This is a genomic window from Nostoc sp., from assembly GCF_036917195.1.
Lineage (GTDB): Bacteria > Cyanobacteriota > Cyanobacteriia > Cyanobacteriales > Nostocaceae > Nostoc.
Genome location: NZ_JBALDG010000034.1, coordinates 117325 through 139861, shown reverse-complemented (window position 1 = coordinate 139861; position 22537 = coordinate 117325). Strand labels below are relative to the sequence as shown.

Genomic DNA, 22537 nt, shown 5'->3' with positions numbered 1-22537 from the left:
TCGTTCATTATTATGAAGTACTCCCGAAATCAGAAAGATTAGGAATCAGTATTTTCGTCGGGCGCTTCAAACTTGTAACCATAGCCCCGCACAGTTTTAATAAACTCCGGTATGCTGGCATCGACTTCCATCTTCTTACGAAGCTGACCAATATGTACATCAACCACTCGGCCATCTCCTATGTAATCGCAACCCCAGATTTTTTGGATTAGCTGTGGACGACTCCAAGCCTGATTAGGATGACTTGCCAAAAAATGTAAAATATTAAATTCCAGCGCTGTTAAAGCGAGAGGTTTATCGTTAAGTGTTACCTCCCGACCCTCTGGGTTAATTGCTAGCTGCTTGAAGAGAATACGTTGTGTTGGGGAGGGGTTGATGTAGCGTATCCGCCTCAATAGAGCTTCTACTCTAACTTCAACTTCTGCAAGACTAAACGGTTTAGTCATGAAATCATCAGCACCTGCGCTCAAGATTTTAATTTTATCAGCCTCGTCAGTCCTACTAGTCAGTATCAGCACTAAAACATTAGTACGACTCTGCATTTCTTGGCAGAGGCTATAACCATTAACATCCGGCAAATTCCAATCCAGAATTACTAAAGTTGGATTGAATTGCTCAAACAACGATAACGCAGTCTTACCATCTGCTGCCGACTCTATTTGATATTTCCGACTTAAAAAACGATACACGAGATTTCGGACACCGAAGTCGTCATCAACGATCAGAATTTTGGGAGTAGTCTCAGAAACCATAACCATAATGCTGCCTATTGTGGATTGGGCGATTTGCTGTTGTGCCAGTTTTGCTTGAGGTGTTTCTGTTGAAAATGTGTTCACGCGCGTCTATGCTGAGTACTATCGCTACTGTAGTACTTGCGTACAATTAGTTTTCCGTAAATATGAAAACTTCAATCATGTAATGCTTATAGAATATATAATTATTGGATGATTTTTGTAAAATTTTTAATTTATATTGTATAATATCAAACTTTTATAGTGAAAATGAGTGTAATTGAAGACCATCTTCATAACCGCAAATAGTTGAGAGAAATAACAAACGCCACAGCAATTGCTACAACTTTGGAACAGTAACGCACTACCTGATTAATTAGGTATCTACAAAGGCTCACAAACAAAGCTAGAAGCCAACCTAGATTCTAAACTCCTATTTCCCCAAATGTACTCTAAGCAACAGGTATGCCTTCTTGAAGAGGGTCTACGATAATTTACTCAGCGTGCATTTACATGTAGCTACCCTCTTAAGCATATAGTATACTACAAGTTTCAGCATGAAACTATGACAAGTCTTGGACTGGCGGCAAGCTAAGGGTGATTTTGCCAGTTTTGCCAAAATTTTTGTAAGCTCTTAATCTGGCGAAGGTATTGATGTAAAAGGGAAAATTTTAGTCCAAGCTATTAGCCCAGAACTTAGTTCTGAGCATGATGTTGGTCAGTGCAACAGTGGGGCACGAGATTGAAGAGATATTATTGTTAGCGATCGCAGATATTGAAAAAGTCCAAAAATACTATAGTAATGATTGGATATTTTTAATTTTAAACTAAGATTTTTTCAGTTATATAGAGATTATAGGAGATTTAAATAAATTTAAATTTGGCTGTATTATTCAATATCATCAACATAAAATTTAAATATATTTAATTAACTTAATATAAAACATTGTCTTGTCATACATAGTCTTAAATGGCTTGATTGACAATTGATTAATTGGTATAAATTATTGAAATTACCACTCTATCTGAGGAGATAGTTTGAAAATATTCATCCTAGAGAAAGAGCAATTAAATATGCTTAGTCCATTAAATTGCTATTAATATCGTCAGTAAGGAATAATTATGACCAACAATTTAGCAGGCGGCATCATTCCCCCACAGCCACCAATAGAAGCACAATCTGAAGCTCATGTCTTGAAGACTCGTCTAGAATGGGGCGAACCAGCTTTTACAATACTGGATGTGCGCGATCGCAACACCTTTAACGAAGGTCACATTATGGGAGCGATGCCGATGCCAGTAGATGAATTAGTAGAGCGGGCAATAGCTTCTTTGGCTAAGAGCCGGGATATTTACGTTTACGGAGCTAATGAAGAAGAAACTGCTCAAGCCGCACAACAACTGCGTTCTAATGGATTTGAACATGTCTCTCAACTCAAAGGTGGTCTTGCTGCGTGGAAGGAGATCGGTGGCCCAACAGAAGGCATTGTCGAATCAACAACTCCCCCAGGTGCAGATGAGTACAATGTGGTAGATCGGCTAAAAAATCACCAAGAGAATCTGCAAAAGGGAGGTACTAGCCCGACAGAAGCCATTAAAAGGGGAGCAAGTAACCTAAAAGAAGGCATTCAAGAGGGAGCCAGTAATTTAAAGGAAAGCATTCAAGAGGGAGCCAGTAACCTAAAAGAAGGCATTCAAGAGAAAGCCAGTGACGCTAAGGAGAAAGCCAGTGACGTCAAGGAAGGCATTCAAGAGAAAGCCAGTGACGTAAAGCAAGACGTTCAACAGAAAGCCGGTGACGTCAAGGAAGGCATTCAAGAGAAAGCCAGTGACGTGAAGCAAGACATTCAAGAGAAAACCGATGACGTGAAGTAAGACATTAGCGAATCTAGAACTCCTACAGGTTCAGATGATTCTAATATTGGCTCTTATGCATAAAATAACTTAGCAAATCAGTAATAGACTTCTTGCAAAATCTCAATTTCTCGTGAGGAAATAAGTCAGAATTCACAGAGAACTCTGAGCCGCAGCTTTTGCCATTCCCCGTACCCCTACGAGGAAGCAAGCTACGTAATAGCGTGCAGGAGAACAAGTTGCCCTTCGCCCTTGTCGTTGACTATAAGAAAAGGCATGTGATAAATTGAAGAGTCAGGAAACAAAATATTCTGCCTCCAGAGGCTTGTACTCCAGAAATATAACTTTTGCAAGAGGTTATACTGTTTGATTCAGTGTTCAAACAAATCCTTGAATTGCAACAAATCTAAAGAAACAATTGTTGGTAGAAATTCAAAACATTCTTGAGCAATTTCCCAACGTTCTTCTCGTTTGAGCATTTCTGTTAACTTATGCTGCACACTAAGTAAGTAGCGTACATCATTGGCAGCGTAACTCAGTTGAGCTTGAGATAAACTGGCAGCGTTACCCCAATCAGAACTTTGAGAGCTTTTATCCAGTTCCACTTTTTCTAACTCTTGCACCACATCTTTAAGTCCGTGGCGATTTGTGTAAGTACGGGCTAACTTACTAGCAATTTTGGTGCAAAAAACAGGCTGAACCTGAATCCCCAGATTGGCTCGTAAAGTGGCAAGGTCAAAGCGAGCAAAGTGAAACACTTTTACAACATTTGCCGCTTCCAAGAGTTTTTTTAAGTTTGGAGCATCAGCTTGTCCTTTAGCTATGCGAATTGCAGTCACTTTTCCTTCTAGATTGCACAACTGGACAAGACACAAGCGATCGCGTTGCGGCAATAATCCCATCGTTTCTGTATCAACTGCGATCGCTGTAGATTCTAAATACTGTTCAAGGGCTGCGTCACTGAGGTCGCGATTGCTCACCTGAAAATCTTGTAATGTCATGAATTGTTCAAAAATAATTGCAGTGTCCAGCAAATAAAAGTATTGTCAGACACTACATTATTATTGTGCAAAAAAATCAGAAATTAAATCTACCTAGTGCGGAAAAACATTTGTGTAAGGTAAACTTCGCCTTGATTATTAGTAGCAACGCCAATTCCAGTCAGGTTATAATTTCCTTTAAGATTCTTTAGATGTCCGGGACTGTTGATCCAACCAGTAACAGCTTCGTCTACAGGGTTGCTATATCCCCGATTGAAAGCAACATTTTCCGCCGCACTGTTGTAGCGAATAGGGATAGCTTTGACTCGCCGTTCAAATCCCTGATGGCTAAATGGAGTTTTACCTTTAGCCATATTTTGACTATGAATTCTTGCTTGTCGAGTGATATTTGCATTTATGGTCAACTTTGGCAGTCCTTTAGAAGCCCGATATCGATTAATTTGGTCAAAAACTGATTTTTCTAGCTCTGTAGTTTTAAAAGTAGGAGTCGATATTGCAACCTGACTGGAAAAAAGCGACAACAGCTTATTACGGGTGGATGTATTTGTAGAAGAATAATTTGGTTTCGGAACAGTCGTTAATCCACTAGCAAGGACAAGCGCACTTAAAGCGATGCCAAAAGCAGTTTGTCGGAACATGGAGAATTGCGTAATGTGTAGAGATGACTTCTACTCTACCCTATTGTTCCAACAATATATACCATGATTCTATTAAGGATTGATGAATTTCGGCAAACTGGCTACATCGTTGTACAGGATGTATAAACAATCATTTCCAATTGTCAATACTTCAATAAATAAGCTTCATGAAATCACGGTTATTTTTACTGATAATTTAAGAATTTTCATCAATTACTAAAAAAATAATCTAGTCTTCAATAGACAAATGTCATTGAAACTACATTCTTCAGCCTGCTAGCAGGCTGAAGTCTGGGGAATTTGACGAAACACAAACCTAAATTTTACCAAATCTATCAGCGAAGGAAAATTTGTGTGAAGTAGATTGCGCCTCTACTGTTGCTAGCGACACCAATCCCCGTCTTATCATAATTACCTTTGATATTAGCTAGATGCCCTGGACTTTTGAGCCAGCCTTGAACAGCGATTGTGGCAGGATCACTATATCCCTGGTTGTAAGCGACATTTTCACCAGCTCCTCTGTAAGGAATACCGATTGCTTTAACACGTTCTGAAAATCCCGTATGTCCAAAGGCAACTGTACCATTAGCCATGTTCTGACTATGAATCCTGGCTTGATTCTCGATGGCAGAATTACGAGTCAGCGCTGGTAGCTTTTGGGAAGCTCTGTAGTTATTAATTTGGTTGAAAACCGACTGTTCTAAAGTAGCAGTGTCTATTTTAGATGCTGCAATCTTAAAAGTATCACTTGATACATATAAACTTTTTGCTGTAAAAGTTGGATTTGTTACCTGAGTAGCGATCGCTCCACTATTGAGAATAATGGTGCTTAAAGTAAGTCCGTAAATTGTTGTTTTAATCATTTGCTGCAACTAAAGTTGCAGACAATCTAACCAAGTTAGTGTCAATGTGACAAATTGGTTATCGGTCTATATACCTCTGTTTATGGGGTTTTATGTTCAAAAACTACCAGCAAACGTTTAAATCCACGATTTTACGAAAACTTTTTTATATTTATAAAAAATTGCCATCTACCATTAGTATGATTATTTTTAGATAAACCCCTTTTTGCACTTCATTTTGTAATACACGAATATTTCCAATATCTGGCTAATAATGGTTAAACAACAATCAAAAATTCCCAATAATTAACAGTAGCAATACTTAGCAAAACAAATTATTATGAACTATTTTTGAATACAATGAGATAAATTTACTAAGTATTAATACTGATTAATTGTGAAGTATGAGATATACAGCAGTTTTCTTTTGCATGAAGTACAAAGCTACGGGTTTGGAGGCAGGAGGTAAAAACTCTTTATATCTGATTTTGAGTCCTGCCTTTTGTACCTCACTTACTTGCAAACTGCTGTAAATGGCATAAATTTTTTTACTAAAACTTCTGGGCGACTAGCTTTGGTTGAGAGTTTCTAATCTGCGACACGCTGTTCGCGTCGCCAAGGCATAGCAACTCTTAGAGACGCACAAGGGACGCTTAGAGCGAGTCCGCGTCCCTTGCACATCTCGTAGAGAGCATTTACGCATGATTTAAGAACTTAGCTACTGTATGTACATCCTTATCGCCGCGTCCAGAACAGTTAATCACAATGCGGGGACTGTCGGTTAGTTGGGGACATAGAGTTTCGAGGTAGGCGATCGCATGGGCTGTTTCCAATGCCGGGATAATCCCTTCCAATTTTGACAATCGCTGGAATGCCGCCAAAGCCTCTGCATCCGTCACACTATAATATTCGGCACGATTAGTATCCTTCAAATAGCTATGTTCTGGACCTACACCGGGATAATCTAAACCTGCACTAATTGAGTGTGCCTCAATGATTTGCCCATCCTCATCTTGCAGAAGATAGCTCATTGCTCCGTGTAATACACCAACTCGTCCTTTTGTCAAGGTTGCTGCGTGTTTTTGAGTATTGACACCTTCCCCGGCTGCCTCAATCCCAATAAACCGTATAGAAGACTCATTAATAAACTCATAGAATAGTCCCATAGCATTGGAACCACCACCGACACAAGCCAAGAGAATATCAGGCAATACACCCCACTTTTCGATTGCTTGGGCGCGAGTTTCTTGGCCAATTACTGCATGGAAATCACGTACCATCATCGGGTAAGGATGGGGCCCTGCTACCGAACCCAGGATGTAGTGAGTTGTTTCCACATTTGTCACCCAATCGCGGATTGCTTCAGAAGTGGCATCCTTGAGCGTTCCTGTTCCCGCTTCCACCGGACGCACTTCTGCCCCCATTAATCGCATTCTGAACACATTCAAAGCTTGGCGTTCCATGTCATGAACGCCCATATAAATTATGCATTCCAGCCCAAAACGAGCGCAAACTGTTGCCGTAGCAACTCCATGTTGTCCAGCACCAGTTTCGGCAATAATTCGTTGCTTACCCATGCGCTTTGCCAACAATACTTGACCAAGAGCATTATTAATTTTGTGAGCACCAGTATGATTTAAATCCTCGCGCTTTAAGAAAATTTGTGGTCCCGTGCGATCGGGTCGGGCATAATGAGCAGTGAGGCGTTCAGCGAAATATAATGGTGTGGCACGTCCTACATAGTCCCGTAACAACTGCTGTAGTTCTGCTTGAAAACCAGGATCATTGCGGTATTGCTGATAAGCTGTTTCTAATTCAGCAAGGGCAGGCATGAGCGTTTCAGGTACATACTTACCGCCAAAGCGTCCAAAGCGGCCTAGCGTATCGGGAACCTGAGCAGTTGAACTTGGAGATAGGGGAGTGGTAGTCACAAGCTGATTTTGATGACGGGAATGACTTTATTATTATAGAAAAGTCTGAGGCATATATGGAAAATGGTGATTAAGGACTAAATTCTTCGTTGATACTCAATGCCCAATGCCCAATTTCTTTAAATCCCTCGCAATGGATTTGTGATGTTAGCCTAGAAATTGATATCCGAGCAGAATGGTTGCGTAGAAGTTTCCACTGCCTTTGAAATTTTTCTTAAAGATTCATTTTATGTCTTCTTCCAATCCCAAATCTTCTGACAAAAGCTTTGTCTACCGCGAATTTGGCAACGACAACTCCGCCGCCACAGAAAGACCAATTCCAGAACTGCCCTCACAACAACAAAATCTCAAAGTACAAGCTTCCCGCAAAGGACGCAAAGGCAAAACTGTCACGGTGATTAGCGGTTTTCAAGCCAAACCAGAAACCTTGGCAGATTTGGTGAAGCAGTTGAAAACCCAGTGTGGCACAGGTGGGACAATTAAAGATAACGAAATTGAAATTCAGGGCGAACACAAGCAGAAAATTGTCGAGATTTTAACCAAACTAGGTTACAAGGCCAAAATCAGTGGTGGCTAATCTTAAGTGCGCTTTACCGGATCTCAACTGTGACCTAGATTGAGAGGGGCAATGTTATCTTTGAGAGGTAGAAATATACTTGAGCAGTGGTGAATCACTTCACCAACAAGCTGTCTTTTGTGAGATTAATAGGAGGTTCAAATGGATTTAGTTCGTCTTCTGTGTGCCATTTTCTTACCGCCTTTGGGTGTTTTTTTGCAAGTAGGTTTCGGTGTAGACTTTTGGATTAATATAATTTTGACGCTTTTTGGTTACATTCCTGGGATTATTCATGCAGTGTGGATAATTTTGAAGAAATAATTCTTTCTAAGTGAAGGTTGGGTGTACCAACCTTGACAGAGGCAATTCATAAATTGCCTCAACAAAAAGGCTTAAAAATTGGATATCTGCAAAGTTTTGAACAAGAATTTAAAAAAGAGCATTCTGAATTGTACACTCTGCATTCTTCTTCAAAAGTTTGCCGGAGGTATTACAAGACTGTAGCGAAAAAGTAACTATTTTTTTACTTAAAATAAAAACTCTAAAGACATGACCAATCATGTCTCCAAAGTATAATTTGTTGTGGCGCTAAATACCGAATTTACTATCATTTTTTAACATGGCGTAGAGTCTAAACTCTAGAAGCAAGGGGCAAGTGTGCAATTGCCATTGCTTAGTTAAGACGTTCAAATCTTTGATCAACCCACTGCTTATATCTAGTACCCAGCCATGAACCATAGGCGCTTTTCGCTCATAGAGTACCTGACGCATGATGGGAGTTTGGTAAATATTTTTTACTTGCGCCACAACATTGATTTCCGCCAAACGATTCAGACGTTCTTCTCTTGTTGGCAAGGCATCAATTTCTTCTTGTTTCTGTAAATATAGTTCTCGAATCGGATTTACCCAGTTATCAAGAATTCCGATGGTTCTCCCTTCTAAAGCCGTCTTAATTCCTCCGCAATCGTAGTGACCACAAACGATAATATGTTCCACCCCAAGATGTAAAATAGCGTATTCTAAAACGGCTAAAAAGTTAATGTCCGTTAGAGAAACTTGATTGGCAATATTACGATGTACAAATAACTCTCCTGGTTCTGTACCGGTAAATCTTGTTAATGCCAGACGACTATCAGAACACCCGATGTATAGAAAAGGTGGTGTTTGTCCGTTAGATAATTCTTGAAAGTAAGTTGGGTCTAGAGCCAGTTTCTCGGCAACCCAAGCCTGATTATTTCTCAATAGTTCATCAATGCTGTTATATTTCATCTTTCGTCCAATTCGAGAGAGAATATTATAAATATTTTAGCTGATCTACAGTTTTTTATAAATCAATATGAACTTTTTCAGAGCTAAAATTATTGTGAAGATTACATTTTTTTATACAGCATTAATTATTGTATAAATTATAAAAAGCTAACTTAATCGTTAAGCAAAAAACTATGTATGTCGGCTATAAAAATTCAATGTATATGAATAAATATAAATTCTCAGTAGGGTGCGTTACGCCGTAGGCTAAGGCATCTTGAATTGTTGATAGTGCGTTGCGCTACGCGATAACGCAACGCCAGTTGCTACAACGGATAGGGCACTTACAAGTAATAAAATGCTATAAGCCTAGCTTTTGCCCTCCGGGCGAAAGCGCCAAAATCTAGTCGTTTTCGCAACAATATCCTTGAAACGGCGCTTGCTTTTATTTTTTGGATCTCCCTAGCGCAGTGTAAAGCCTTCTCTTCTCCCAAAGAGAGACGCACTCGCGTTCGAGAGGCTTGTCTGCGACACGCTCCGCAAACGCCAAAGGCATGGCATTAGAGACGCTCTTGCGTTCGCATAGAGCGAGTCAGACGCTCCTCAATACAGTTCACTTAAGGCTTAACTCTTTATCAAAGTCAATTTTTTTAACGAACCGCCTTCTCTACCAGAGGCTCCGCCAACGCCAACGTGCAGCGTCTCGTAGAGAAGAATGCAAAGGAAGAGAAGGAAGAAATGCTTAACTGAACTGTATTGAGACGCTCTTATGTCGCTAACGCAACGCTTACGAGCGTCGGAAACCTCTACAACGCACTGGCTCCCCTAAGTCAACTGGCGCGATCACAATCCGGTTATCTTAGCCAAGGACACTCTGATTTTGAACGCATCGCCGCAGTCCTTACCAAGATATCTTTGCAGCTGTTTATAGACGTTTATAGATGCTCCCTCATCCGGAATTAAAATCTAAGATAAGGAAGCACACATTTGTATTACACTTTCTGATGGTGGTAAACTAATTTAACAAAGATGCCAAATTTGAGGTTGAAATATTAAGTTATCAGCTTCAATCGGGGACAACAACTTTGCTACCGTTATGATGGTTGATCGACCAACGGTGATCAACAGTAACAGAGGAAAATTCGCAAATTTCTTCTAGTCGTTTTTGTTGAACGGCCGCTTTGCGGAGAGTAATAATTAGCTGATTCACCTGATGCCGTAAATCTGGATTATCATTTACCGCTAACATGGTTTGTCTTTCTAAAAGTTGGAGTATAAGTTCGTAGTGAATAGGTGAAGGTAGAGGAATTTGCTCCATGAAGTTAAATTTGGATTTCATATTTGGGATTTTGTATTAGTAAAAATTTCTCTCTTGTAAATGGATTGTTACATAATAAATAACTACTTGCTTATGGTTTTGATTTGATTAGCAATGAAGATTTGGTAAAGATATGATGATATTTGATGGCAAAGTGCTGCGTATCTACGCATAGTGTGCCCAATTGCCTAACAGTTCTGTGTGGTTAGTTGCCCTGCACTAAGGGTGCAGGGGAGGTGTTTTTTTCAAAAATTCTTCGGCAACATATGGGCGATCGCAGCACCGGGATCTGGTTGTTTTACCAATGATTCTCCAATGAGTACAGCTGATGCACCTGCTGTAAGCACCAAATTCAAATCATCTGGGTTGTGTAGTCCTGACTCGCTGACAACAAGGATGTTTTTCTCCTGCAATTGGCTACCCCTTGCAGCTAAAAGTTGGCAAGTAGTTTGCAAGTCAACAGAGAAATCTTCCAAATTACGATTATTTATTCCTACTAAGGATACCCCATCTAAGGCTAACACACGGTCAAGTTCTGCCAAACTATGAACTTCAATTAAGGCTGCCATTTTCAGGTTGTTAGCAATTTTGAGAAAGTATTTCAAATCTTGATCGCTCAGGATAGCTGCAATCAACAAAATAGCATCTGCACCGTGAACCCGCGCTAAGTATATCTGGTAAGCATAAATGATAAACTCTTTGCACAATAAGGGCAAATCTACCGCAGCCCGAATCTTGGCTAAGTTCTCAAAACTACCTTGAAAAAACTTGACATCTGTTAGCACAGAAAGACAACTTGCTTTGGCTTGCTGATAAGAAAGAGCGATCGCTACTGGGTCAAAATCTTCTCGGAAAACGCCTTTGCTGGGTGAAGCTTTTTTAACTTCTGCAATCAATGCTGGCTTAGTCTTACCTTGGCGCAAGGCGGCGACAAAATCACGGGTTGGCGGCGCACTAAGTACCTGCTTCTGCAATTCCTGCAAAGGAACCTTTTCCCGCATTTGGTCATATTCTACTTCTTTCTGCCAGACAATTTCCTCCAATATGTTGTTTGGCGCTGCATCAGGCATGACAGCCTGATAACGTAATATGGATACATTAATAGCTGGGTTAGGGGAACGGCGACGGATTTGCATAATTAGTGCTGAGTTAGGAGTTATGAGTTAGGAGTTATGAGTTAGGAGTTATGAGTTATAAGTTATTAACATCCTTACTCCTAACTTCTCACTCCTAACTTTTAAATAGCGATCGCTCGTTTATAAGCTTCGTCCAGCACTTCCGAAAGTGACGGGTGAGCGTGAACTAGATGTGCGAGACTTTGGACAGATTGACGGTTAGCGATCGCGGCTGACGCTTCGTGAATTATGTCTGAGGCGTGCAGTCCGAAAATGTGGACGCCCAAGACTTCTCCTGTGTCTTTGCGATATATCACCTTGGCAACACCATCGGCTTCATTTTCAGCCAATGCTTTGGAATTTCCTTTGAAGTAACTCTTAGTTGTGGCGATTTCAAACCCTTCGGTTTGTCCTAACTCCTTAGCTGCGGTTTCTGTTAAGCCCACATAGCTGATTTCTGGGTGGGTAAATGCCGCTGCGGGGATGCTGCGATAGTCTACTATTCTTTCCCTCCCAATTATATTTTCCACCGCGATGATGCCTTGAGCAGAAGCCGCATGTGCCAACATAATCTTCCCGTTTGCGTCGCCAATTGACCACAAATGCGGCACTACTTCACCGGCTGATAGCACTGCCATGCGATCGTCAACTGGAATAAAATTCCGCCGATCAAGTTCCACACCCACAGACTCTAAACCAAGATTTTGTGTCGCCGGGATGCGTCCTGTAGCCACTAAGCAAGCGTCTACTTCGATGACATCTACATCTTCTTTGGTTTTGAAATCTGCTAACTCAATCACCACAGGTGAACCTGGGATGACTTTTTTGGCGTATATCCCTACTTTGCTTTCAATATCGCGGGGAGTAATCAGCACCCGTTCAGCAAGTTTGGCAATGTCGCGGTCAAATCCTGGCATTAGCTGATCTAGGGCTTCAATCAAGGTGATTTCACAACCTAAAGCTGAGTAAATGTCAGAAAATTCCAAGCCGATGTAACCACTACCAATAATCGCCACCCAGTCTGGTAGCGACTCCAACTTAACGCCTTGGTCGCTGGTAAAGACAGTTTTGCCGTCTACTTCAATCCCTGGAGGCACAAAAGGAATTGAACCAGGCGAAAGGATGATGTCTTTGGCCGTGATCGTTTTTTCGCCACCGTCTCCGGTAATAGAGACTTTTTGCGCCCCAGCGATTTTTCCCCAACCCCTGATAATATCGACTTTTAGACGTTTGAGACTGTTGGTTAAGTCGCCTTGAATTTTTGATACCAGATTATTAGCATGATTAGCGATCGCTTGGCGATCAAATTCCACGCTACCAATTTGAATTCCCAGCGACTTGAGGTGGTGGGCATTGCGTAACTCCCGCACACGTCCAGATGCAGCCAGCAGCGCTTTAGAAGGGATACAGCCCCGATTAACACAGGTTCCTCCCATATCAGCAGCTTCAATAATCGCTGTTTTCAGACCACAACTTACGGCGTGTAAGGCTGCGCCATGTCCACCTACACCAGCGCCTATAATTACTAAATCGTAATCAAATTCTTGACTCACGTTAGTTTCCCTGTGTGCTTCGCCTATTTATTCTCAACTTGACCGACAATCAGCGCAACCCCAACAGTTAGTTATCAGTTTTGTTGCTGGGTTTAAGCCCCCAGCACACAGTTATCAGTGAACATTGGGAACTGGTAACTGATTTAGATCCCCTACCATCCGCCTGATAACTTTTTACTGATTTAACGTTTGGGTGTTGCTAACTTAAATTATGATTCACTCACTTCTGGCGAAAAGATGGATGTTTTCAGTAATTATAGTCAAATCTAGATACTTATTTTTTTTATACTCCAAAGGAACTGGGGATTAAGGAGTGGGGAGTTAGGAGTTAGGAGTAGCCCTTCAAGGTGACATAGTGAAGCCAGCGCTGACTAGGAGTCTCCCCAAGTGGAGTATCTGGGGTGTGGGGTGCAATGACTGTGGGAACTATAACTAATTAACTGGACATGATATTAGTTCTTATTATTCAATACCTCTGCCAATTTACGAGGGTGAGTTGATGACGCTTTGAATATTAACTCGTTGTTCTCTAAGATTTGGCAAAAACAATAAGTTCTAAAAATTCCTTTAAGGTTTCCTAGAAGGGTTTTCTTACGTATTTCCCGCAGTATAAAGGTTTTGACAGTCTCAGCAACCTTATAAGGTAAACGCTTATATATGGGGATTTTGCCAGATTTTGCCAAAATTTTTGTATCCTCTTATATTGGCAAAGGTATTGATTATTCAGAGTTGATTCACCGAGCATGGATGCTGCTATCCCTCACAATCCTGGTTGGGTGATTGCTAATGCTCGTAGCCGTGCCAAAAGATTATGGATGCAGGTAAAGCCGAATACTATTACGCGCTTGAATGGTTGAAAAAGGCAGGTAATGCCTACTTGGAATCTGGGAAGAAAGCTGAGTGGTTAAGCTATCAGGAAAACTTGATACAAACCCATGTTCGTAAACATAAATTCATGGGCATCCTTAAGCAAAAAGGTATGGAGTGAAAATTATTGTTTGTAAGCCTAAACCATATTCAAAATGGATTAGAGGATGAATAAACTCGATAATGCTTAATCTGCCATTACACCACTTTCTTTGCTCTAAATCTTTTTGTTTACCTTCTGAAGTAATAAGTGTAACTTGGATCGCGCCATAAATAGGTGGACGTTAAAAAATACAACTAAATTAAGAAATGTAAATTTCTTAAAAGCCTATATTGAATGCGTTTCTAGTGCTTTACATAAGTTTATGTAGTTTTGTTTAATTGTGCCTACCTACTTACACAAAACCCTGATTCATTTAAATACTTTAGTACATTGTGGCGTCAGTTTATCTACCTTTAACAAGGGGATTTTGCCCCAAGTCTTGTTAATTAGACCTCTTGCATAAATTTAAATTGTCATGTTGAGCGAAGCGAAACAGAGTAGTGGGATTCTTCTCTTGACTGCGTTTTGCTCAGAATGACTTCCTGATTTTTTGACTTTTGCAAGAGGTCTATTGAGATAGTAGGTGGATTTACACGCCGTGCTGTACTAGGTCTATTTCTCTTACAGCAACAGATAATTCCAACATATCTGCTTGCTTATGCAGTTTGAACACCATCAATGTTTTTAAGTCTGCAATAACCAGATGATTTAGCTTTGAAATTGAGATTTGCCTAAGATATCAACTTTAGCGGCAAAACATGAAGTAAAATTCACATCTGAGAGGATGTCTGAGAAGTTAAAAATGTCATGCTGGAAGCGATCGCCTAGTGAAGTATCTCATCAACCCACGGTAAATTGCGATTCTTTGCTCCACTTTGTTACGCTCAGAATGACAAATTATACCTTTGGTGCACTTTTCAGACATCCTCTGAAGCAGTACCCGTATAATCTCATAATTCCTAACAAAAAATAGTCCAGTGTGATGATTGATAAATATCCTCAGAATTTTATAGTGTCCTGCTTACCGCTGAGTATGCTTGTATTACTCAGCAGCATATTTTCTAGTCCACTAAAAGCCCACGCTGTTGATACTACACAATTACCAACTAGTAATTTCATCCTTTCACAAAGAATTCCACCACCACAGGATGTCCAACCACCCCCACCTTCGCCACTTCCCTCACCCGAACTGCCACAGCCACTCCCCCCACCAGCAGAACTATTTCCCCCCTCTGCCCCAACTCCCATACCTGAAGAACCATTTCCTGGCAAGTTTCCTCAAACTATTGTTGTTGACCGGTTTGAAGTTGTTGGTAGCACAGTCTTCAGTCCTCAAGAGTTGGCCCTCGCCACTGCTGAATTTACCAAACGACCGATCTCACTGGCTCAACTGTTTCAAGCTAGTTCTAAAATCACTGATTTATACGTCAACAATGGTTACATTACTTCTGGAGCGTATATTCCACCCCAAACACTCCAATCCCGTGTTCTAAAAATTCAGGTGGTTGGAGGTAAATTAGAAGCACTCAAATCCCATATTGTCAAAATTCAGGTGGTCGAAGGTAAATTAGAAGACATCCAGGTAACTGGGACTCGGCGGTTGAATCCGAATTATGTCCGCAGCCGACTAGCAATAGCGACATCACCGCCTCTTAATCGCCAGCGTTTACTAGAAGCACTGCAACTTTTGCAACTTAATCCTTTGATTCAAAAGGTGTCTGCTGAACTCTCGACAGGATCGCGGGCTGGTACGAGTCTGTTAGAAGTGAAGATCAGCGAGGCAAAAACCCTTAGTAGCCAAATAGTTCTTGATAATGGGCGATCACCTAGCGTTGGCAGTTTTCGCCGCGGATTACGATTGAATGAAGCCAACTTACTCGGATTCGGAGATGGTCTGAGTTTAGGATACACTAATACCGATGGTAGCAACTCCTTTGACGCTAGTTACACATTGCCTCTCAATCCCCGCAACGGAACGCTTACCTTCAACTATGGCACTACATCGAGTCATGTCATTGAACCTCCTTTCGACTTTTTAGATATCGAATCAACTTCTCCCTATTACGAGCTGACATTCCGCCAGCCAATAGTTCAAACTCCCACACAAGAATTCGTCCTTGGATTAACGGCGTCCCGACGGGAAAGTGATATTTCGTCCTTGCTACAGAGAGAGGGGCTTCCCGGTTCTGTACTTTCGCCTGGAGCGGATGAACAGGGACGCACCAAGGTATCTGCGTTGCGATTTTTTCAAGAATGGACGAGTCGTAATAGCCGTGAAGTCATCGCTCTCCGCTCGCAATTTAGCTTGGGTATAGATGTGTTGAATGCCACAATTAACCAAAATGCTCCCGATAGCCGTTTTTTTGCTTGGCAAGGGCAAGCGCAGTGGGTACGCCTTTTAGCTCCTGAAACCTTACTGTTACTTCGTTTAAATACGCAACTTGCATCCAGAGCACTTTTGCCTTTAGAGCAATTTGGCTTAGGTGGGCAGGATAGTATTCGAGGCTACCGTCAAGATTACCTACTGACAGATAATGGCACTTTTGTTTCTGCTGAAGTTCAAGTACCGATTCTGCGCTTACCCCAGATAAATAGCACATTACAGGTTGTGCCGTTTATAGATTTTGGTGTTGGTTGGAATAGTTCTGGTAGAGAGAATCCCGACCATAATACTCTAGCTGCTGTTGGTCTGGGGTTGCGTTGGTCACAGGGCGATCGCTTCACCGTTCGTCTTGACTGGGGCATTCCTTTAGTATCTGTTGACTCAAATGATAGAACATTACAAGATAACGGTTTGTATTTCAGTTTACTCTATAATCCTTTTTAAAATTTAGGGGTTCATTCTGCTTCCTTTCGCTACCAGAGGCTGCGCCAATTAAGGTTGACACCATTGAACCAACTAACGTGCGATTTCCAATTGTCAAATATTTTTTACCCAGTGGGATGCGTCCAATTAATTTAATTCCTGCCTTGCTCTTATCTATTTCACAAAATTCCGTGAAGCAGTACTAAATAGCTAGGCCTAAATAAATTAAAGTTTGTAGTGAGTTAGCGCGGTCTTTTCCCTACAGCCCTTCTCAAGACAGGAGACGCTCTTGCGTTTGGGTATCCTACGGCAGGCGCTAGCCTCTGGCAATGTAAGAAGGGGAGACGCTGTTCGCGTCCCTTGGGCTTGTCTGTGACACGCCTCTTGTTCGCCAACGGCATAGCAACTTTTAGAGACGCTGTTCGCGTTCGCTTAGAGCGAGTCTGCGTTCGCCTCTAGTCTGATAGAGAGCGTCTAGGGGTTTCCCTGATGAGCGACTAACTTTCCCGTTGGGTAAGGACTTTAGTCCTGATAAACCTTGCTATGAACGAGGAATCGCTGACTACGAATTAAGATTTTATTATATGTTTAATTATGCTTACTTACTTATTTAAGTGATTAAAAAATAAAAATCAGATGGTTATTTATATAATTCGGAGTTTCCCCACTACTCAGAATAAAAATCCGCAAATATACCATGTGTTCTATTCAGTATTTGATTTTATTCTGGGTATCCTAAGGAAGACAAGGTTGGATGATATAGACAAAGGGACAAAGTTTATAACTTATGTATGAATGGAGAAAACAGCTAGAACTTCTACTGCAAAAACTGATTGAACAATTAGCCATCTCATTCCAGAAGGTCAATCATGAAGAGAAGGGCTGGTTTGCATCTCATACCAATTTTGGGATTACAGACAGTGACAATTTTAATTGAGCAAATTTTCCATAAGTTCAGCCTGAAAGTCTTAAATTTATGGCAATACGCTTGGTGTTAGTGATATTTTGCCCCGGAAGATCCCCCCAAGTGGAGCAAGTGGCTTCCCTTAAAAAGGAGGACTTAATTCCCTTCTTTTTAAGGAGGATTAGGGAAGATCAAGCCTTAACCTAAGTGGATTCCAACTTCTGGGAGTAGTATTTTTTAGACTAAGACATTAAAGATATGAGAATTTGAGGAATAGCCATGCTAGGAAATGAGCGGGAAAAAATACGCCATATGTTGGTTATCCAAGACCTACAAGGGCAGCGAACTGTCATTTTGCAAGAGGCTACTTATTCTTTGGGGCGGCATCCCGCAAACACTATTGTCTTGGCTTCCCGGTCAGTATCAATGCAACATGCAATTTTATTGCGAGTAACTGTTCCACAGACTGACCAATACGGCTTCCAGATTATTGATGGCAACTACAAGGGGAAAGGAAGTACTAATGGCTTATTTGTAAATGGCACTAAATGCTTTTCTCATAATCTCAGAAACGGAGATGTCATTGCCTTTGGCGGTAATCAAGCTCAAGCAAAATATTATGCTATTTCCAACCTCTCAGAACAAGCGTTTTCTGAATCTTCTGATGTTGAAGACTTATCTGGTTTCCTATCACAGCAAGCCAGTCCTGCCAATCCTTTTCAAACCCTAGCTATTGATCCCACTTTTGAAGCAGCTAGTGAGTCCGCCCTAGCTCGCCTAGCATCCTTCCCTGAACTCATCCCCAATCCAATTATTGAGATGGATTTCGAGGGAACAGTGACTTATCTCAATCCAGCCGCAGCTCTCAAGTTTCCCAAACTTAGAGAAGTTGGGACACAACACCCTATTTTAACAGGACTGCTGGGTGCACTTAACAATCTAGAAAAAAATTCTTTTGTGCGGGAGGTGGAAGTAGGTGCAGAAGTTTTTGAACAATCCGTTCTCTACCTTCCTGAAAGTGATTTAATTAGAACTTTTATTGTTAGGGATATTACAGAGCAAAAGCAAGCCACAGCCGAACTGCGCCAGCGCGATCGCTTGCTACAGGCAGTTGCAGAAGCCGCTAATTATTTGCTAGGGGAAATGAATTCTAAAACTGGTATTGATCGAGCTCTAGCTGTATTGGGCGAAGCTGCCAAGGCAGATCGTGCCTATCTCTTTCAGAACCATCCCCATCCTGCTACGGGGGAAATAGCAGTCAGCCTACGGTTTGAATGGACGCACTCCTTTATTGAACCTACCCACCAGCATTGGCAGAATCAGCCTTATCAAGCTTCTGGATTAGCCCGTTGGCATACTGTTCTCTCTCGCGGCGAGTCGATTAGCGGACTCACCCAAAAATTTCCTGTCGCCGAACAAGAATTCCTGATTAGAGATGGCATTCAATCGCTTATCCTGGTGCCTCTCCGGTTGGAGAACGAATTATGGGGTTACCTTGGCTTGGCAGACTGCACCTCTGAGCGGCATTGGTCAAGGCACGAAGAATCCACCCTTTTGACGATGGCCGCCAGTATCATTAGTACGCAGCAGCGTCAGCAAGTAGAAGAAAAGATTCGCTATCAAGCCCTTCATGACCTGCTGACAGGGTTACCTAATCGCCTACTATTTAATGAGCTGCTCGGTAAAACTCTGCCAAACGCCACTCGGAATGGCGAAAGTTTAGCTGTGATCTTCCTCGACCTGGATCGCTTCAAGGTCATTAATGATACTTTAGGGCATACTTTGGGAGACCAATTGTTACAAAATGTCACTCAAAGATTAAAAGACTTACTCAGAGGCGGAGACACCATAGCCCGTTGGGGAGGTGATGAGTTCACTATCTTACTCCCCCGAGTCAATGATATTGAAGAGGTAAAGCAGGTGGCGCAGAGAATCTTACAAGCCTTAGAGGATGCTTTCCATCTTCAAGGGCATGAACTTTACGTGACTGCCAGCCTCGGTATTGCGTTGCTTGATGACAACAGTCCTGATGCCGAAACATTAATCCAGCACGCGGATGCTGCTTTATACTATGCCAAGGACAAAGGGCGGAATAACTACCAATTCTACAGTGTTTCCCTGAGCGCTAAAAATCCTGAACTCCTGACTTTAGAAAAGAGCTTGCGCTATGCCCTAGAACGCAAAGAATTTACGGTGTACTATCAGCCTCGTGTGAACATTGTCACAGGAGAAATTACTGGTATGGAGGCTCTGTTGCGTTGGCAGCACCCAGAGATGGGCTTGGTTGCACCCAGTGTCTTCATTCCCCTCGCCGAAGAAAGTGGATTAATTGTCCCCATTGGCGAATGGGTGCTGCGGACAGCCTGTAGCCAAAATAAAACCTGGCAAGATGCAGGATTGCCACCCATGACGATCGCTGTCAATCTTTCTCTTAAACAGTTCCATCAACCCAAATTGGTGGAGACTATAGCCGAGGTTTTAGAACAAACGGGTCTGGAGCCGCGCTTTTTAGAATTAGAAATTACCGAAACTACAGCTATTGAAAATTTAAATTTTACTAGAAAGGTATTACAAAATCTACAGCAGATGGGTGTCTACATCTCCATTGATGACTTTGGTACGGGTCATTCCTCGCTCTCGCGCCTACAGCTTTTGCCACTCCACAATCTGAAAATAGATAAATCTTTTATTCAAGATTTGACACAGGATATCAAAGTAGCTCATATTATCAAAGCCATAGTTAGCTTGGGACACAGCTTAGGATTGAAGTTGACAGCCGAAGGGGTAGAAAAAGAAGAGGAACTGGAGTTCTTGAAATCTATCAACTGTGAGGAGGTACAGGGCTTTTTACTCTACCGGCCACTTTCTGCAAAGATTGCAACAGAAATCCTCGAAAGTAAACGACCAATACTCTAGTACAAGGAAAAACTGTTTGTACCAGTGAGGATACAATAGCATTCATTGACCTGCTGCCAACCTTTTTCATCTTATGCTGCCAGTCATCTATTCCGACGAATTTTTAGATCACAAGACTGGAAAATACCATCCCGAAAGACCAGAACGTTTAAGTGCGATCGCCACTGCCCTAAAAGCAGCTACCTTTGCAGATAAAATTGGTTGGCGATCGCCTACACCAACATTAGAACAGCCATCACTGATGTCTATGTTGGTTAAAGCGCATAGCCCAGCCTATATCAAAAAACTTTGGCAAATCGCCTCTAGTGGCGGCGGTCCTTTGGATGGAGATACGCCAGTTTCCCCTCGCAGTTATGATGTGGCATTGTTGGCAGTCAGTGCCTGGTTAGATGGAGTTGAGGCTGTATTAAAGTCGGCTAATCCGGCTTTTGTACTAGCACGTCCCCCAGGACACCATGCAGAAAGTGATGCAGGAATGGGCTTTTGCCTATTTTCTAATGCAGCGATCGCAGCTTTATTTGCCCTAGAACAACCTGGAATTAACCGCGTCGCCATCCTCGATTGGGATGTGCATCACGGTAATGGTACTCAGGCGATCGTCGAAACTGAAGCACGCATCGCCTACTGTTCCCTACATCAGTACCCATGCTATCCCGGTACTGGAAGATCGACAGAACGCGGCTTTCATAATAATGTCTTAAATTTACCTGTACGCCCTGGTAGTGATATTGCAGTATATCAGCCACTATTTGAAACACAGGTTGTACCGTTTTTAGCTAACTTTCAGGCGGATTTACTGATTGTGAGTGCTGGTTATGATGGCAATGCCGCAGATCCTTTGGCAAGTATCAATTTGCAGCCAGAAGACTACGCTTTATTTACTGATTATTGTCTAGGGTTAACTCGTAAAATTCTGTTTGGCTTAGAAGGTGGTTACGACTTTGATACTCTTTCTCAATCAGTTGTAGCGACAATTGAACGCTGTTTACTTTAAGCTTTCCTTGTTTAGCTCATTGCCGGACAAAAGTTTACAGAAATGATCCAGGCAAAGGTTTCTCGACCAAAAAAGCAGGGGAGCAGAGGGAAAATTGTAGTAAGTCTTTCTTCTCTGTCCCAATGCCCTTTTTTGTAAACTTCATCGAATCTTCAGAAAGAAAAGTTTGAGTTGGTTCAGAAAGAGCTAAAGTTTTGTTAAGATGCAATTGCTAGCAGTTTCTCAGCGAAATTCACCTATCGGGGTGTGGAGAAATAAAAAGTACTAGCAGCACAAAGTTCAAAAGGTGAACCAATGACCACCTACATTTTTTTCGATGAAGCCTTACGGATGCTGACCAATGCCTATTTAATATCAGCAGTACTGTTAATAGCAGCTTCTAGTATAGGTTTGGCGGTAATTGAAACAATAGAAAAGACAGGAGAACCTTAAGTTTACAGATGGCAGTGTAGTTCTTGCCAAAAACCATTGGGTGCATGTGTTCGCCGTGAATAAATCTTGGGAATACTAGAGCATGAAAGTCTCACAGCGTTGCAGTCTTACCTGGAAATCCATCAAACACACAGGTAACTGTAGCGCTATTGGGACTCTAACCAAGGAGCTACTACAATGGGTCTATTCGACGCTGTGTTGGGTACAGAAACCCAAACCCAAGCAGCACTCAATCCAGAAGAAGCTTTTGCTGTCATTATCTTGATGGCAACAGCCTCAGACGGTTACCTTTCTGTTGAGCAAGCAAATTCTATCACTTCAGTGCTGTCCCGAACGAAACTTTTTAAAAGTTATCCCCATGAGATGATAAATAGGCTGTTTGACAAAATCTTGGGCATTCTCCAAGGTGATGATTTTAATAGTTTATTTGACCTAGCAAAAAATTCTCTATCTCAAGACTTGCGGGAAGCAGCCTTTGCAGTAGCCACTGATTTAGTCTTAGCTGAAGGTATTCTCGCTGAAGAAGAAAAATACTTCTTAAATGATCTATATCAAGCTTTAGGTGTTTCTAATGAGATAGCAATCCAAATTGTGCAAGTAATCTTGATTAAAAACCGGGCATAGGACGATAAAACATATGCTTAATTAAACTATATAAATAGCTTATAAACAAAGCGTGCCAAAGGAGTTAAGCTTCTTTGGCACTATTTTTGGTGTTATTGTGACCAAAGAAGGTAAAAGGAGAATGGGATTGCGGGTAAAGGAAGAAGAAAGAAATAACTTTTCCC

At 41.6% G+C, this 22537-nt stretch carries 16 protein-coding genes and 1 pseudogene; 8 read left to right on the top strand and 9 right to left on the bottom strand.

Annotation, left to right across the window (positions count from 1 at the left end; genetic code table 11):
- Positions 1 to 38: 38 nt before the first annotated feature.
- Positions 39 to 758, bottom strand: coding sequence for a response regulator transcription factor (locus V7K40_RS12475; RefSeq protein WP_334960003.1), 720 nt, complete (start codon positions 756 to 758; stop codon positions 39 to 41).
- A gap of 1095 nt (positions 759 to 1853) precedes the next feature.
- Here V7K40_RS12475 and V7K40_RS12470 point away from each other — a divergent pair.
- Positions 1854 to 2300 (top strand): annotated as a pseudogene (locus V7K40_RS12470) (rhodanese-like domain-containing protein); the annotation flags it as partial.
- A gap of 656 nt (positions 2301 to 2956) precedes the next feature.
- Here the strand turns inward: V7K40_RS12470 and V7K40_RS12465 are convergent.
- The 4 genes from V7K40_RS12465 to trpB all read right to left on the bottom strand — a co-directional run bounded on the left by V7K40_RS12465 (position 2957) and on the right by trpB (position 6997).
- Positions 2957 to 3586, bottom strand: coding sequence for a ribonuclease H-like domain-containing protein (locus tag V7K40_RS12465; protein ID WP_334959924.1), 630 nt, complete (start codon positions 3584 to 3586; stop codon positions 2957 to 2959).
- Between the two features lie 89 nt (positions 3587 to 3675).
- On the bottom strand, positions 3676 to 4224 hold the full coding sequence (locus tag V7K40_RS12460) for a CAP domain-containing protein (protein WP_334959922.1): 549 nt from the start codon (positions 4222 to 4224) through the stop codon (positions 3676 to 3678).
- A 335-nt stretch (positions 4225 to 4559) separates the two neighbouring features.
- Positions 4560 to 5087 (bottom strand): CAP domain-containing protein, encoded by a 528-nt coding sequence (locus V7K40_RS12455; RefSeq protein WP_334959920.1) that lies wholly within the window; start codon positions 5085 to 5087, stop codon positions 4560 to 4562.
- Positions 5088 to 5761: 674 nt separating this feature from the next.
- Positions 5762 to 6997, bottom strand: a complete 1236-nt coding sequence (trpB, locus tag V7K40_RS12450) for a tryptophan synthase subunit beta (protein WP_334959918.1) — start codon at positions 6995 to 6997, stop codon at positions 5762 to 5764.
- Positions 6998 to 7226: 229 nt separating this feature from the next.
- On the opposite strand from trpB, the gene V7K40_RS12445 reads away from it, so the two are divergent.
- Both V7K40_RS12445 and V7K40_RS12440 read left to right on the top strand, forming a co-directional pair.
- Positions 7227 to 7574 carry a translation initiation factor gene (locus V7K40_RS12445; protein WP_273768123.1) on the top strand — a complete coding sequence of 116 codons (348 nt, stop codon included), beginning with the start codon at positions 7227 to 7229 and terminating at the stop codon, positions 7572 to 7574.
- Positions 7575 to 7715: 141 nt separating this feature from the next.
- Positions 7716 to 7874 carry a YqaE/Pmp3 family membrane protein gene (locus tag V7K40_RS12440; RefSeq protein ID WP_334959916.1) on the top strand — a complete coding sequence of 53 codons (159 nt, stop codon included), beginning with the start codon at positions 7716 to 7718 and terminating at the stop codon, positions 7872 to 7874.
- Positions 7875 to 8141: 267 nt separating this feature from the next.
- On the opposite strand, the gene V7K40_RS12435 is transcribed toward V7K40_RS12440, so the two are convergent.
- From V7K40_RS12435 to lpdA, 4 genes are all read right to left on the bottom strand, one after another.
- Complete coding sequence (locus tag V7K40_RS12435; protein ID WP_334959914.1) at positions 8142 to 8822, bottom strand: carbonic anhydrase; 681 nt, start codon at positions 8820 to 8822, stop codon at positions 8142 to 8144.
- A 1045-nt stretch (positions 8823 to 9867) separates the two neighbouring features.
- Positions 9868 to 10119 (bottom strand): DUF5340 domain-containing protein, encoded by a 252-nt coding sequence (locus V7K40_RS12430; protein WP_273769510.1) that lies wholly within the window; start codon positions 10117 to 10119, stop codon positions 9868 to 9870.
- Positions 10120 to 10364: 245 nt separating this feature from the next.
- Positions 10365 to 11255 carry an indole-3-glycerol phosphate synthase TrpC gene (gene trpC / locus V7K40_RS12425; protein WP_334959912.1) on the bottom strand — a complete coding sequence of 297 codons (891 nt, stop codon included), beginning with the start codon at positions 11253 to 11255 and terminating at the stop codon, positions 10365 to 10367.
- 101 nt (positions 11256 to 11356) lie between these two features.
- The gene (lpdA, locus tag V7K40_RS12420) at positions 11357 to 12787 is read right to left on the bottom strand and encodes a dihydrolipoyl dehydrogenase (RefSeq protein ID WP_334959910.1); all 1431 of its coding nucleotides are present in this window, start codon (positions 12785 to 12787) and stop codon (positions 11357 to 11359) included.
- A gap of 1892 nt (positions 12788 to 14679) precedes the next feature.
- Between lpdA and V7K40_RS12415 the strand changes: the two genes are divergently transcribed.
- The 5 genes from V7K40_RS12415 to V7K40_RS12395 all read left to right on the top strand — a co-directional run bounded on the left by V7K40_RS12415 (position 14680) and on the right by V7K40_RS12395 (position 22373).
- Entirely contained in the window at positions 14680 to 16524 is a 1845-nt protein-coding gene (locus V7K40_RS12415; protein ID WP_334960001.1) for a ShlB/FhaC/HecB family hemolysin secretion/activation protein, read from the top strand.
- 1162 nt (positions 16525 to 17686) lie between these two features.
- The gene (locus V7K40_RS12410; RefSeq protein ID WP_334959908.1) at positions 17687 to 20323 is read left to right on the top strand and encodes an EAL domain-containing protein; all 2637 of its coding nucleotides are present in this window, start codon (positions 17687 to 17689) and stop codon (positions 20321 to 20323) included.
- A gap of 73 nt (positions 20324 to 20396) precedes the next feature.
- Positions 20397 to 21317 (top strand): histone deacetylase, encoded by a 921-nt coding sequence (locus V7K40_RS12405; protein WP_334959906.1) that lies wholly within the window; start codon positions 20397 to 20399, stop codon positions 21315 to 21317.
- Between the two features lie 294 nt (positions 21318 to 21611).
- Positions 21612 to 21749 (top strand): hypothetical protein, encoded by a 138-nt coding sequence (locus V7K40_RS12400; RefSeq protein WP_334959904.1) that lies wholly within the window; start codon positions 21612 to 21614, stop codon positions 21747 to 21749.
- A gap of 177 nt (positions 21750 to 21926) precedes the next feature.
- Positions 21927 to 22373 carry a tellurite resistance TerB family protein gene (locus V7K40_RS12395; RefSeq protein WP_334959901.1) on the top strand — a complete coding sequence of 149 codons (447 nt, stop codon included), beginning with the start codon at positions 21927 to 21929 and terminating at the stop codon, positions 22371 to 22373.
- Positions 22374 to 22537: the final 164 nt, after the last annotated feature.

Bases quoted from the DNA above. Each gene is read 5' to 3' on its own strand.
- V7K40_RS12475 (WP_334960003.1), bottom strand. From the start codon at position 758: ATGGTTATGGTTTCTGAGACTACTCCCAAAATTCTGATCGTTGATGAC.
- V7K40_RS12465 (WP_334959924.1), bottom strand. From the start codon at position 3,586: ATGACATTACAAGATTTTCAGGTGAGCAATCGCGACCTCAGTGACGCA.
- V7K40_RS12460 (WP_334959922.1), bottom strand. From the start codon at position 4,224: ATGTTCCGACAAACTGCTTTTGGCATCGCTTTAAGTGCGCTTGTCCTT.
- V7K40_RS12455 (WP_334959920.1), bottom strand. From the start codon at position 5,087: ATGATTAAAACAACAATTTACGGACTTACTTTAAGCACCATTATTCTC.
- V7K40_RS12445 (WP_273768123.1), top strand. From the start codon at position 7,227: ATGTCTTCTTCCAATCCCAAATCTTCTGACAAAAGCTTTGTCTACCGC.
- V7K40_RS12440 (WP_334959916.1), top strand. From the start codon at position 7,716: ATGGATTTAGTTCGTCTTCTGTGTGCCATTTTCTTACCGCCTTTGGGT.
- V7K40_RS12435 (WP_334959914.1), bottom strand. From the start codon at position 8,822: ATGAAATATAACAGCATTGATGAACTATTGAGAAATAATCAGGCTTGG.
- V7K40_RS12430 (WP_273769510.1), bottom strand. From the start codon at position 10,119: ATGGAGCAAATTCCTCTACCTTCACCTATTCACTACGAACTTATACTC.
- trpC (WP_334959912.1), bottom strand. From the start codon at position 11,255: ATGCAAATCCGTCGCCGTTCCCCTAACCCAGCTATTAATGTATCCATA.
- V7K40_RS12415 (WP_334960001.1), top strand. From the start codon at position 14,680: ATGATTGATAAATATCCTCAGAATTTTATAGTGTCCTGCTTACCGCTG.
- V7K40_RS12410 (WP_334959908.1), top strand. From the start codon at position 17,687: ATGCTAGGAAATGAGCGGGAAAAAATACGCCATATGTTGGTTATCCAA.
- V7K40_RS12405 (WP_334959906.1), top strand. From the start codon at position 20,397: ATGCTGCCAGTCATCTATTCCGACGAATTTTTAGATCACAAGACTGGA.
- V7K40_RS12400 (WP_334959904.1), top strand. From the start codon at position 21,612: ATGACCACCTACATTTTTTTCGATGAAGCCTTACGGATGCTGACCAAT.
- V7K40_RS12395 (WP_334959901.1), top strand. From the start codon at position 21,927: ATGGGTCTATTCGACGCTGTGTTGGGTACAGAAACCCAAACCCAAGCA.